This window comes from Exiguobacterium sp. s39 (genome assembly GCF_018618925.1).
In the GTDB taxonomy this organism is placed as follows: domain Bacteria; phylum Bacillota; class Bacilli; order Exiguobacteriales; family Exiguobacteriaceae; genus Exiguobacterium_A; species Exiguobacterium_A abrahamii.
In genome coordinates, this window is record NZ_JACSNA010000001.1 from 565,480 (window position 1) to 579,500 (window position 14,021).

The window sequence follows — 14,021 nt, forward strand, 5'->3', positions numbered from 1 at the left end:
TCAATGTCAATATAGAAAATAATCTCCATCAAAAAACTCCTCTCATGCGGTCATGAGAGGAGAGACAGACGTTTATTTTTCGACTTTCGGTACTTTTACGATGTAATAGACCGTACTTAAGATCAAGAAAGCGACTCCGATTAAGATCGAGACGCGTGTCTCATCGTTGAACAACATCCCGACTAGCACTGTCACCAGCGCGACGATCGACAGATAGTTCGTCACCGGCGCACCGGGCATCTTGAACGGATGTGAGGCTGTCCGTTCACTTTCGAGTTTACGATACCGGATATGACTGATTAAAATCGCGAACCACGGTACCATCCCTGGTAGTACCGAAGCACTGTAGACATACACGAAAATGTTCGTATCCTTCCCGAGAATGAGTGGCAAGGTGATATCGAGAATTACACCGAAGAAAATCCCGATTGAAATCGCGAAGACCGTGTAGAATGGAATGCCGCGTTTATTGACTTTCAAGAAGAAGGACGGCACTTGTCCTTTTTCAGCCAATGCATAGATCATCCGGCTTGCGCTGAAGATCCCGGAGTTACAACCGGATAAAGCGGCCGTGATGACGACGAAGTTGATGATCCCGGCAGCAATCGTGACACCGACCTTGGCGAATGTCGCAACGAACGGACTGCCGAGATCCGACAACTCATTCCATGGATACACCGTGACGATGATGAAGATGGATCCGACGTAGAAAATCAAGATTCGCCAGACGACACCATTGATCGCCTTCGTGATGTTCTTTTCTGGATCTTTCGTTTCTCCGGCTGTCACGCCGATCAACTCAACTCCGATGTAAGAGGCGAAGACGATCGAGAGCGCAAAGAAGAAGCCGGTGAAACCATTCGTGAAGAATCCACCGTTCGCCCAAAGATTCGAGAAGCCGACCGGGTTTCCGTCATTCCCTAAACCAAAGAAGATGATTCCAAGTCCAGCGACGATCATTAGAAGAATCGTTATTACCTTGATTGAGGCGAACCAAAACTCGAGTTCACCGAACATCTTGACGGAAGCAAGGTTCGCAAGCGTCAAGAGAATGATGACGACGACGCCTGGAATCCAAGTCGGTAGTTCCGGCCACCAGAAGCGTAAATATGTCCCGACAGCGATGACTTCACTCATCCCGACGACGACCCAGTTGAAGATATTACTGCTTGCTGTCAAGAAGCCAGCTGCTGGATGGATATAGTCGTTTGCGAACTTTGCGTACGAACCACTGTGAGGATGGGTGTAGACCATCTCACCAAGTGCCCGCATGATAAAAAAGATAAAGACTCCTGCTAGCATGTACGCGAGTAAGACAGATGGTCCCGTCCAAGCAATCGTACTCGATGCTCCAAGGAAAAGACCGACCCCGATCGTTCCTCCGAGTGCAATCATTTGTACCTGTCGTGCTGTTAAATCTCGTTTCAAATTCGAACTCATCATTTCCCCCAAAAAAATTCTGTGACGTCATAATGTTCAGACAATTTGTCCGAATAACTATAACGCTGAGTATACTATCCTCAGATAGAACTCGCTAGTCTTTTTGAAAATTTGGGTTAGAGGTTTTCAAAAGTAAAAAGATTATGAAACAACTGTGTAACGGCTTTCATTTGCCTGCTAAGAGAGAGACAAGTCGCTGACCGAGTCTCCCGAAATATAGGTGTTCCGAGGTCGCTAGTACGATCAAGTCATTACGCATTGTAAGGTCACCTGACAGGGTATTTCCCTGTTCTGTCATGAATCGAATCGAACGAACACTTTCAAAGAGCGTACCTTTCCGTTCGAGTAAATGTGCTTCATCAGAATTTGCGGCAAGCAGAAAATCGTCGTACCGAGCGAACTGAGAAAAGGCGATCGTAGGTGCCTCACAGACGAGATCTTCCTCTTGATCGATACGAATGAAACGGTAATCAGAGTAGTAGAAGAACCAGACTTCTTTTGATGAACAGACGTTTAAGGCGTAACAATCATCAATCGGGTATTGACGGTTTTTATATTGTACTTCGCCCGTATCGTCAAAAGCGACGAGACCAAAGGCACCATTTGAACTGGTTACGGCGTCAGCATAGACACCTTCGTCAAAATAACTGACCCAAATCCACCCTCGTTCATCGATTTGCATGTTTTGAATCCCATCATCTAAACAAAATTGATTGACTAGATTTCCCTGAACATCATAAATAAAGGCATTCGGCAACCACGTTCCGTCTACGTCATCATCGCAACGGGAAGCGACGAGTAACAAACGTCCATCCGGAAATCGATCGACGAGCGAAAAATCAATTTCGCTTTTTTTAACGATCGTCGTCTTACGCCAATCATCCTTCAATTGATGAATAGAAAGGACGTGTTCATTGCGTGCTTCGTCGAGGGTTTCTTCGACGATTAAAATATGTCCGTCGACGGTGATCCCAGTCGCGACAGGATGACCCGCCCGGTAGGAGGCAGTCAAACGACGTAACGGAAAATGGGCAAGCGGGGATGTGAGCATGGCAGGACCTCCTGTTTGTTTAAAAAAACAGTCCGTCGTCAGACAGACTGCTAGTTGTTCAAACCGTTCGTTGACGGCGTTTGTAGATGACGTAGAAGATGATCAAGACGACAGCAGCGATTAAGACACCGTTCGTATACGGTGCAGCGACTTCCTTGATCGAGCGCCAGTTCGTTCCGAGCGTTTCACCAAGATAGAGGAATAAGATCGACCATGGAATGATCGCAAGCACCGTATAAAGAGAAAACTTCGATTGATCCATCTTAGCAAGACCTGCCGGAATCGAGATGGCATGACGGACGACCGGGATGAAACGGGCGCCAAAGATGACACCTTGTCCGTACTTTAAGAACCAACGCTCGGCTAAATCCAAGTGATGCTCTGAGATCAAAACATACTTTCCATATTTCAGAATAAGGGGACGACCGCCGTAGCGAGCGAACCAATATAAGAATAATTGCGAGAATAATCCACCGATGACGGCAGCGACGATGGCGAGCGGCCAGCCGATCGTTCCTTGGGAAATCATGAATCCACCGTAAGAGAGGACGATTTCACTCGGTATGATTTCAATCATCAACCCGAGGGCGATGCCGAAATATCCGAGATCGGCAAGCGAAAGCAAAATCTGGTTGACGACTTGAGATAACACGTTAGACAACTCCTTTGTATCAGTTCATTCCTTTATTTTAGAGAACCGAGGACGAAATGAAAAGGAAAAAAACGGAGACAATTCAAAAGACGGATTCGCGATGACAGCGAATCCGCCTTGTTTTTACAATACGACCGCAGCGATCGTACCGAAGATGAGTAATGGAATGTTGTAGTGCAGGAACGTCGGAATGACCGTTTCTCGCATGTGATCGTGCTGACCATCAGCATTCAAACCACTCGTTGGTCCGAGTGTCGAGTCAGACGCCGGGCTACCCGCGTCACCGAGAGCACCGGATGTCCCGATGATGGCAATCGTCGCTTCTAAGCTGAATCCGTACTGGATACATAGTGGAACGAAGATGGCAGCGATGATTGGAACGGTTGAGAAACTCGAGCCGATCCCCATCGTGACGAGAAGACCAATCAAGAGCATGACGAAGGCGGCAACGAGTTGCGAATCGCCCATCAACGCTTTCGAGTTCTCGACGAGAGGCTCGATATCGCCCGTCTTACGCAAGACGTTTGAGAATCCGTTCGCTGAGATCATGACGAAACCGATGAATGACATCATGCGCATACCGCGTGTAATGACGTCATCTGCTTCACTGAAGCGAACAAGACGAAGTAACAAGAAGAGAATCAACCCCGTCGTCGCAGCGAGAATCATTGATCCGGTCTGTAGTTGTACGATCAAGGTCGCAATGACGACGACTCCACTTAAGACAAGCTTCGTTTTCGTGATGACCGGAATTTCATAATCGTCTGGAGCGATGTCGCGAATCTCATACGTCCGCTCTTTCCGGTAGGTGTACAAACCGATCAAGAGACCAACGACCATTCCGAGTGCTGGAATCGCCATTGCTTCGATGACGGAAGCTCCAGCAGTATCGAGACCATTTGCCTTCAGGTTCTTCAGCAAAATCTGATTGAGGTAAATGTCTCCGAATCCAACCGGTAAGAACATGTACGGTGTCACAAGACCGAACGTCATGATGATCGCTATCCGGCGTCGATCGATCTTAAGCTGAGAAAAGAGACCGAGCAACGGCGGAATAATGATTGGAATGAATGCGATGTGGATCGGCAACACGTTTTGTGAACTGATCGCAAGCAAGAGAATCGCGAACAAGATGAATCCTTTTAATTTTTTGACGGAAGCGGCACTTGCGTTACCACGCGAACGCGCAATCAAAGAGTGAGCAAGTGCATCCGGTAAACCTGTTTTCGAGAGGGCGACGGCAAATGCACCGAGCATCGCGTAGCTAAGGGCGATTTCTGCTCCGTCACCAAGACCACCAGAGAATGCTTTTGTCGTCGCAGTCAGGTCAAGACCACCGACAAGACCACCGGCAAACGCACTGATGACCATCGCGAGAACGATGTGGACGCGGAAGATCGCTAAAATAAATAGTAAAAAGACGGCAAACAATACGGCGTTTATCATTCAGTAAAACCACACTTTCTTTTGTTATCACTGTACTATACTAAAGTATCTTACAGCCATGTTGGAATGCTGTCAAGAGTAAAAGTCTGACCTCGTAATCGAAAGATGAATGATACGCTTTTTAGCTCTCCACAAGAAGTTACATTCTGTTATACCCCGAAGCATGAAATGAGAAGCGTTTTGATCACTGAAAATGACTCATACGAAAAACGTGCCATCCTTCTCCGGTAAGAGAAAATGGCACGTTATCTTTAATTTAAGACGGAGTAGAATATCTGAATCTATTTGCGTTTCTTCTATAAAGAGTGATCAGCAATCGACGACGTCGAGCTTACCAGTACCCGGATCGATGACGAGTCCGTGGACGTTCGTCCCAGGTGGTAGTAATGGGTGGTTCTTCACGAGGCTGACCGAGTGAGCGACGCTCTCTTGAACTGACGTGAAACCACGCAACCATTGATTCAAATCAACACCAGATACTTCGAGTGTGTGAAGAATCTGTTGGTCGATGCCCCGATCCTTCATTTCACTGATCATGTGTTTTGGATCAATCGTGCTCATACCGCAGTCGTGGTGACCGATGACGACGACTTCTTCAGCACCAAGGGCATACAACGCGACGAGAATCGAGCGCATGACGGAACCGAATGGGTGCGATAGGATAGCACCGGCATTTTTGATGATCTTCGCATCCCCGTTCTTAAGACCGAGTGCGTGTGGGAGGAGTTCCGTCAAGCGGGCATCCATACACGTCAGGATGACGACCTTTTTGTCTGGGAACTTATCCGAGACGAACTGTTCATACTGTTTTTCGGCGACGAATCGCTCGTTGAAGGCTAGCATTTCCTGTACAACTGACATTCAAGTGTCCTCCTTTAGTGGTAGCTCTTAATATGTACCCCATATCAGAATACAAGATGATGAAACGGCTATCAAGTCACGAAAATGCGAGGTGTGACAAATCGCACACATCCATGTACATGAAGCAAAATGATGAAAAAGAAGATTTCACAACAGTTGTAAACGCTATCAAAGGTGTGAGGGAATTCACAGGATGGTCATGCACAAAACAGGAAAAAGGGGTTATGATTGATTTGTGAAGGAAAGCACAAACTATTGAAAAACAGCTTGGCATTCCTGACATAATGGTTGGCAAATCAAACTCAGATTCGTTCCACGACAGGGAGGAAACCACTCATGGCTGTGAAAGAAAAAACAAAATCGACGGCAACGCCGGTCGAACAAGCAGTTGGACAAATCGTTGAAAAAGGGCAACGCGCATTACAAGAATTACTGACATTCGATCAAGAAAAAATCGATACGATCGTTCGGGATATGGCACTTGCCGGACTTGAACGGCACGTCGAACTCGCTCGTCTCGCGGCAGAAGAGACGGGACGCGGTGTCTTTGAAGATAAGATGATTAAAAACATGTTTGCGACAGAATACATCTACAACAGTCTACGTCATGAAAAAACGGTCGGGATTTTAGAAGAAGATGTCCAAAACGGCATCACATATATCGCTGAACCCGTCGGTGTCGTCTGTGGTGTCACACCGGTCACGAACCCGACATCAACGACGATGTTCAAAGCATTGATTGCGATCAAGACGCGCAACCCGATCGTCTTCGCGTTCCACCCATCGGCACAACGTTGTTCCGTTGAAGCAGCGAAAACACTCCGCGACGCAGCCATCAAAGCAGGGGCACCGAAAGACTGTATTCAATGGGTCGAAGAACCATCACTTGAAGCAACGAAAGTCTTGATGAACCATGAAAAAATCGCCATGGTCCTTGCGACAGGTGGAGCAGGAATGGTCAAATCGGCGTATTCAACAGGTAAACCGGCACTTGGTGTTGGACCAGGGAACGTTCCATGTTACATCGAACAGTCTGCGAAAGTCAAACGGGCAGTCAGCGATCTTGTTCTTTCAAAAACGTTTGATAACGGGATGATTTGTGCGTCTGAGCAAGCCGTCATCGTCGACCAAGAGATTTATGCGACGGTTCGTGCGGAAATGGAAGCACTCGGTTGTTACTTCTGTACACCGGAAGAAAAACAACGCCTCGAATCACTCGTCATCAAAACCGATACGTGTGCCGTCAACGCGGACATCGTCGGGAAACCTGCGACATGGATCGCAGAAAAAGCCGGAATCGATGTTCCGGAAACAACGGTCATGCTCGTCGCGGAACTCGAGCACGTCGGAGCAGCAGAACCACTGTCTCATGAAAAACTCAGTCCCGTCCTCGGTGCGTACCGCGTCGCTTCAACCGAAGAAGCGTTTACGATTGCCGAACAGATGCTTGAAATCGGTGGTCTCGGTCATACAGCCGTCATTCATACGACGAACGATGACTTGATGACAGCGTTCGGACTCCGCATGAAAGCCTGCCGGATCCTTGTCAACAGCCCATCTGCTCATGGCGGAATCGGTGATCTGTACAACGAGTTGACACCATCACTGACACTCGGTTGCGGATCATACGGGAAAAACTCTGTTTCTGAAAACGTGACAGCGAAACACTTACTCAACGTCAAAAAGGTGGCGAGACGACGCGTGAACATGCAATGGTTCAAGGTCCCTGAAAAAATCTACTTCGAAAAGAACTCCGTTCAGTACTTGCGGTCGATGACTGACGTCTCACGTGTCATGATCGTGACGGATCCAACGATGGTACAGTTCGGGTATGCCGATAAAGTAATTCAAAACTTACCACAGTCCGTCAGTTACCGGATCTTCGACCAAGTCGAACCAGATCCATCGGTGACGACTGTTCAGACAGGTGCTCAAGCGATGCGTGATTTCAAGCCTGACTTGATTATCGCCCTCGGTGGTGGTTCAGCGATGGATGCTGCAAAAGGAATGTGGCTCTTCTATGAACAACCGAACGAAACGTTCTCAAACTTACGTCAAAAATTCCTCGATATCCGCAAACGGGCGTATCAATTCCCGACACTCGGTCGTCAAGCGAAGTTCGTCGCGATTCCGACGACTTCTGGTACGGGTTCAGAAGTAACACCGTTCACCGTCATCACGGATAAAGAGAAAAACGTCAAATACCCGATTGCTGACTATGCATTGACACCAGACGTCGCAATCGTTGATCCAGAATTCGTCATGACCGTCCCAGCTTCAATCACTGCTGATACCGGAATGGATGTCTTGACGCATGCGACAGAAGCATACGTCTCGGTGCTTGCGAACGACTACACGGATGGACTGGCACTCAAAGCAATTAAGATGATCTTCGACTACTTGCCACGAGCATATGCTAACGGATCAGACGCTGAAGCACGCGAAAAAGTGCACAATGCGTCAACGATGGCAGGGATGGCATTCGCGAACGCCTTCCTCGGCATCAACCACTCGATCGCGCACAAAATCGGTGGCGAGTTCCATACGCCACACGGACGGACGAACGCGATCCTGATGCCACACGTCATTCGCTATAACGCATCACGTCCAACGAAACTAGCAGCATTCCCGAAATACGAATCATTCGTTGCGGATGAACGGTATGCCGACATCGCACGCTACCTCGGTCTTCCGGCAGCAACGACGGAGCAAGGGGTCGAATCCCTCATCCAAGCCGTTGCTGATCTTGGACAACGTCTCAACATCAAGATGTCATTCAAGGCGCAAGGCATTCAAAAAGCAGACTTCGAGGCAAAACTCGATAAGATGGCAGTCGATGCCTTCGAGGATCAATGTACGACGGCGAATCCGAAGATGCCGCTTGTCGCTGAGTTACGGACGATCATGGAACAAGCGTACGAAGGCATCTAATAGAGAAAAATACCATGGCACCTGATCGTTCAACCGGCTTCTCACTGTGAGAAGCCGGTTTTTGTTTTGGGAATCAGTGGAGACAGTTAGAGAAAAAGTGGGATATAATGGCTGTTGAATGAATTTGATGTTTTTGGTTTCGCTGTAGCAGGAATATTCAAACATCAGACATTAAAAGGAGGAAATGGGATGGAGTCAAGGCAAGAAAGGAAACAACGACGGTTTTCCGTCTGGGATGTCCTGTTTGGCGTCCTCATCGGTCTCATCTTTTTCGGTGTCATCTATGGTGTGATGGCATTTTTGACTTCACAAATCACCTCATCCTCAGACTATCAGGATCTTGTGACGCAGATGCAACAGGCGGACGTCTCCTGGAAAGATGCAGACATCACGGTGTCATTGATACTTCTGTTCGTCGGTGGGCTATCGATCACGATGCCGAGCGCGGTCCGGGAAGGGATCATCAATCAGGTGCTCGATGCGAGTTCTGCCGGCGACGTCTTATCGTTGTTTGGGATTGACTTAAAGCAAGTTCTTGCACCACTTACGTTTGATGTCTCTTACGGCACGTTACTCTATTCCGTTTTTGGCATCGGTTTGATTGTCCTGTTATTTTTAGTATTACGGATTAAGGCAAGTCGTCTTGGGTGGACGATTCGATTGGTTAGTTTCTTCTTAACCGTCGGGATCATCTGGTTCGTCCTTGCCGGACGCGGAAACGACGTGCCATTCCTCTCGTTACAAGACGGCTATGCGATGAGTGGCATCTTACCGCTTCTCGTCGTCAGTTTGCTTGGTTGGATGGCGTTCTTCCCGCAAAAGTTATCCGGTCTGACAGCTGCTGGACGTGCCAGCTTACTGATTTTGATGCTCGCAAGTACGCTTCAACTCGTCTTTACGGTACAGGACGAAGCGGAATATGACGGCGATTCTTCACTACGGACGGCACTCACCGTCGCGAGTCTGAACGCCGGAAGTGGCGGGATGTACGACTGGATCCACGGCGGTCAAGTCGTGTATCAAGCAGACGTCCTTGGAGCGAATGCGGAAATCCCCGTCTCGATGTTGAACGGGGAGACCTCAACGGATCAGCTCAATGACTCGATCCAAAAAGTCGTCGATGGGATCGACACGGACCGGGTGACAGAACAATTGTTGACGTTACTCGGTGGAGAACGTCCTGATTTGTCAGCAACACAATTGAAGCTCAATCCTGTTGATTACGGCGTCGCGCGGCAGACGATTCAAGTGATTGATGCGGAATCGGCAGGAGCGACGCCACCGAATGTCTCCAGTGAGAGTGCGTATTGGGTGTTGTTGCTCGTAACGTTTGCGATCTACTTCGTCTGTAGTATCCGAAGCTTCAAATCGATCATCGATCCGTTCGTCTTTGCGATCGCGATCGGTGTCATCAGCTTCATCGTCAGTCAAGCTTCGTACGTTCAGTTCGCAATGAAATGGCGCAGTGACGTCTTATTCGAGTTCGCTCAACAGACGGCAGGCTGGACAGTACTATACGCCGCAGGGCTTGCGTTACTTGGTGGAATTCTTGGTTATGTCGTCCGACGGAAGCCAGACAAAGCGGTTTAAAGAACGTTGCTGTCATGCTCGCTTTCCACAGGCGAGAGGTAAGTCACGTATCCTAAACTACGACCGGGTCTCACCTGACCCTGACGAAAGCGAAAAACATGCTTTCTTTGCCTGTAGGAGTCGAGAAGGAACAGTTACGTTCTACATCAAGCATAAACGATACGTTTTCAGGTTCATGTCCTGAAATGTATCGTTTTTTTGCGTGGTTCATCTCATTTGCATCATCTCCTTTTTTTACCATGTAAACTTGGTTTGTAAAGGTAAAATCAACAATGTTAAGCCAGTATTTGGAATTAGTTAAGTAAGTTAAATAAGACGGATGTCCGACCTATTTGAAAGGGCTATTAGCTATAATCGAACCATGCTAAATTAATGAAGCAGTCAAAACATCCTGGGGGGAAAATCCATATGAAAAAAGCAACGAAACTCGTCATCGCGTCGACATTGATCGCACCGATGCTCGTACCAGTCGTTCAAGTCAAGACACTTGCTGCCGACAACAGTGTCGTCAAGTTACGCTTCCTAGAAACAACGGATTTACATACGAACTCAATGAACTACGATTACTTCAAGGATGCGCAGGACGAAACGATTGGTCTCGTCAAAGCCGCTACGGTCATTAAACAGCAACAAACTGAAGTGGGCGCAACGAACAGTTTCTTATTCGATAACGGGGATACACTTCAAGGAACGCCGTTTGGCGATTACGTCAAGAACCAGTACGACAAAGGAAACAAAGGCAAACATCCGATGTACGAATTGATGGAATACCTCGGTTATGATGCGGTCACGCTCGGAAACCATGAATTCAACTTCGGTCTTGATTTCCTCAAGTCAGCGATGAGTGCTTCGAGCGGTTCAATCAAGTTCGTCAACTCGAACGTATTGGATGCAGTCACGAAAAAGCCGATCGTCGCGGACTACAACAAAGATGGAAAAGACTATCAAATCATCGAACGTCAAGTCAAGGACCAGAACGGTGACATGAAAACAGTCAAGGTGGGTGTGTTCGGAGTCGTCACGCCACAAATCATGGCATGGGATGCGGGGAACCTGACAGGGAAAGTCACGGCTGAAGATATCATCCCGACTGCTAAAGCAACAGCGAAAAAATTAAAAGATGCTGGCGCAGACGTCGTCGTGGCACTCGCACACACAGGGATCGGGGATACGACGGATCAAAAAGATGGCGATGAGAACGTTGGCTACGCGTTGACAAAAGTCGCAGACATCGATGTCTTGATGACAGGTCATCAGCATGGAAAGTTCCCAGCAGCCGATTCAGCGTTCAACAAACTGCCGAACGTTGATGCTACGAACGGTCTAATCAATGGCAAACCGGTCGTCATGGCGAACACACAAGGGAAAAACGTCGGAGTCATCGATCTTCAGTTGAAGCAAGTCGACGGGAAATGGGTCGTTGATACGTCTGGTGCGAAACTAGCGGACGTAACGAAAGACACGACAGCAGATGCCGGTGCTGTCAAGTTAATCGAAAAAGCACATGAAGGAACACTCGCGTACATTCGTCAAGAAGTCGGAACGATTAATGACGACATCCAAAGTTTCTTCGCTCTCGCGCAAGACGATGATTCCGTTCAGTTCGTAACGAACGCTCAGAAATGGTATGTCGAGAAACAACTCAAAGAAAATGCCGATCTCGCGAAATATAAAGATCTCCCGTTGTTGTCAGCAGGTGCACCATTCAAGACAGGTGGTCGTAACCAAGTCAACGCATCCGATTATACATTGATCAAAAAAGGACCAATCGCACTCAAGAACGTCGCCGATCTCTATGTTTATCCGAATACACTCGAAGTCGTCAAAGTAACAGGTGCTGACGTCAAAGACTGGCTCGAAATGTCAGCCGGTCAGTTCAACCAAGTCGGCGGTGAGCAAACGAACTTGTTGAACAAAGATTTCCGTAGCTACAACTTCGATATCCTCGATGGATTGACGTATGAAATTGATATCACGAAACCAGCGAAGTTTGACTATAATGGTGACTTATCGAAGGAATTTAAAGGTGACAACCGCGTCCAAAACATCAAGTATCAAGGCAAAGTAATCACAGACGACCAAGAATTCCTCGTTGCGACGAACAACTACCGCGCTGGTAGTGCGACGTTCCCGGGTCTTGGGAAAGGTCAAAATATCGTCTACAAATCGGCTTACGAAACACGTAACGTCATCTCGGACTATATCAAAGCGAAACAACCGGTTGATTATAAAGCCGATGACAACTGGTCACTCGTCGCAAGTAAGCCGATGACGGTCAGCTTTGATTCAGCGGTTGCAGCTGCACCGTACGTCAAGCGGTATGAAGGAATCACGAACACAGGTGAAACACGTCCAGGTGAGACAGGTACGTTCCTTAAATTCAACATGAACGTGCCGATGAAAGACTTCACGGTCTCGGCAAAAGCAGTTAAACCAGGTGCAAAAATCGTTACTGGTCAAGCCGTTCCAGGTGCGAAAGTCACAGTCAAACTTGGCGAAAAAGTCCTTGGAACAGCAACAGCAAACGAAGCGGGTCAATACGAAGTCGGAACACGTCCGCTCAAATTGCGTGACAAGTTGACGATCGTCTCTGAACTCAGCTTCATGAAGACAGAAACGAACGTCACAGTCGGAACAGGTGTCGTTGCGACACCAGCGATCGATAAAAAGTCAGCAGTCTACGGTTCAACGGTCCTCCGCGGTAAAGCAACGGAAGGTCTTGACGTGACGCTCTATAAAGGATCAACGAAGATCGCGAAAGCGAAAACGACGGCAAGCGGCTTCAAGATTGCGGTCAAAAATGGTCTAACGACAGGTACGTACACGGTCAAGTCGACAGACATCTCGAACAAGATCACGAAAAAGGCGTCGTTCACGATCAAGAACACGTATCCGGTCAAAAAATGGTCAGGCAAAAAGACGTTGACAGGTAAAGTCGAAAAACGACAAATTGTCCGACTCTACCAAAAAACAGAATCTGGTTATCAATTGATCGCTCAAGACGTGGCGGATCAGCATGGGAACTATGTCTTGAAGATGCGTAAGGCATTGACGAACGGCTCGTACAAACTCAACATCTATACAGCGAAAGATCATCTCGATCAGTCACGCTACTTCATCACGAAGTAATATGTCACACGGATGTCTGCATATGCAGGCATCCGTTTCTATTTGGCTAGATATGTGCGTTGTGAGAGTAGAAATCGTTTAATGCGTTCGTAGATGGTTGCTTGCTCGACTGTTAATTGATTCGTCGCGTGCGACATGTAGAGTCGTGACGTAATGGTAAACACATCGTCTGTGATGAAGGGAAGTCCCATCTCGCGACAGACGGAGACGGGAACGAAGCTGAAATACCGTTGCTGGCGTAAGGCGAGTTGCAGTGAGACGTCATCAATATAGTGCGAGGTATCGGCATAGATGTTTAGTTCCGCCATCTTCAATTGGATGAAGCGGTTGTAGTCCTTATTGTGGGAGGGAAACAAAAAGGCAGTTTCCGTTGCATCCGCATAGAGCGCTGTAATCGCTTCTTTCTCTGAATAGGAAGCAGGATAGGTGATGACGATATCCTCTTCTACGATCGGTTCGCTCGTAATGAGCGGATGCTTGAGTTCCATGAAGCTAATCGAGAAATGGAATTCTTGATGGAGCAGACCGCTTAAAATGTCGCGATTTGAGAGGATGTCCGAGTTGAACAAAGGTGCCGTCTGCGGTAGGAGAAATTCCCGTAAAATCAATTGGATGAAGCGACCATGCGAACTGGCAAGACTAAGTGGCGTTTCGGTAGAGGCATCATTTCGCGCCATGCGTTCCTGGACCCGTGTCAGCTCGTGTTCGATTTTTTCGACTGATTGCAGCAGAAGTCGTCCATTGTCGGTCAAGCTGATCGTTCTGCCTTTTCGATGAAACAACGTCGTGTTCAATTCACGTTCTAGTTTTTTGATCGTCGCACTGAGGGCGGGTTGGCTGATGAATAATCGTTCGGCAGCACGCGTCACGTTCAATTCCTCCGCGACGTGACGAAAATAATTCAAATGTAAGAGTTCCATG

General features: G+C 47.8%; 9 protein-coding genes. 3 read left to right on the forward strand and 6 right to left on the reverse strand.

Translation table 11 applies throughout. The annotated features are described in order from the left end of the window. Positions 1-72 precede the first annotated feature (72 nt). The 5 genes from KNQ11_RS02895 to KNQ11_RS02915 form a co-directional block, all read right to left on the reverse strand. Positions 73-1,443, reverse strand: coding sequence for an amino acid permease (locus tag KNQ11_RS02895; protein ID WP_214769446.1), 1,371 nt, complete (start codon positions 1,441-1,443; stop codon positions 73-75). A 163-nt stretch (positions 1,444-1,606) separates the two neighbouring features. Continuing rightward, entirely contained in the window at positions 1,607-2,491 is an 885-nt protein-coding gene (locus KNQ11_RS02900) for a hypothetical protein (RefSeq protein WP_214769449.1), read from the reverse strand. A gap of 58 nt (positions 2,492-2,549) precedes the next feature. Beyond that, a complete protein-coding gene (gene uptA / locus KNQ11_RS02905; RefSeq protein ID WP_214724688.1) occupies positions 2,550-3,143 on the reverse strand; it encodes an undecaprenyl phosphate transporter UptA in 594 nt (197 codons plus the stop codon). Between the two features lie 123 nt (positions 3,144-3,266). Next, positions 3,267-4,586, reverse strand: coding sequence for a Na+/H+ antiporter family protein (locus KNQ11_RS02910; protein WP_214724763.1), 1,320 nt, complete (start codon positions 4,584-4,586; stop codon positions 3,267-3,269). A 312-nt stretch (positions 4,587-4,898) separates the two neighbouring features. Further along, a complete protein-coding gene (locus KNQ11_RS02915; protein WP_023467896.1) occupies positions 4,899-5,450 on the reverse strand; it encodes a beta-class carbonic anhydrase in 552 nt (183 codons plus the stop codon). A 336-nt stretch (positions 5,451-5,786) separates the two neighbouring features. On the opposite strand from KNQ11_RS02915, the gene adhE reads away from it, so the two are divergent. The 3 genes from adhE to KNQ11_RS02930 all read left to right on the forward strand — a co-directional run bounded on the left by adhE (position 5,787) and on the right by KNQ11_RS02930 (position 13,100). Beyond that, positions 5,787-8,381 (forward strand): bifunctional acetaldehyde-CoA/alcohol dehydrogenase, encoded by a 2,595-nt coding sequence (adhE, locus tag KNQ11_RS02920; protein ID WP_050677042.1) that lies wholly within the window; start codon positions 5,787-5,789, stop codon positions 8,379-8,381. 189 nt (positions 8,382-8,570) lie between these two features. Beyond that, a complete protein-coding gene (locus KNQ11_RS02925) occupies positions 8,571-9,971 on the forward strand; it encodes a hypothetical protein (RefSeq protein WP_214769450.1) in 1,401 nt (466 codons plus the stop codon). A gap of 408 nt (positions 9,972-10,379) precedes the next feature. Beyond that, complete coding sequence (locus tag KNQ11_RS02930) at positions 10,380-13,100, forward strand: bifunctional 2',3'-cyclic-nucleotide 2'-phosphodiesterase/3'-nucleotidase (protein WP_214769452.1); 2,721 nt, start codon at positions 10,380-10,382, stop codon at positions 13,098-13,100. Between the two features lie 38 nt (positions 13,101-13,138). Here the strand turns inward: KNQ11_RS02930 and KNQ11_RS02935 are convergent, their stop codons facing one another. Next, positions 13,139-14,020, reverse strand: a complete 882-nt coding sequence (locus KNQ11_RS02935; RefSeq protein WP_214769454.1) for a LysR family transcriptional regulator — start codon at positions 14,018-14,020, stop codon at positions 13,139-13,141. Position 14,021: the final 1 nt, after the last annotated feature.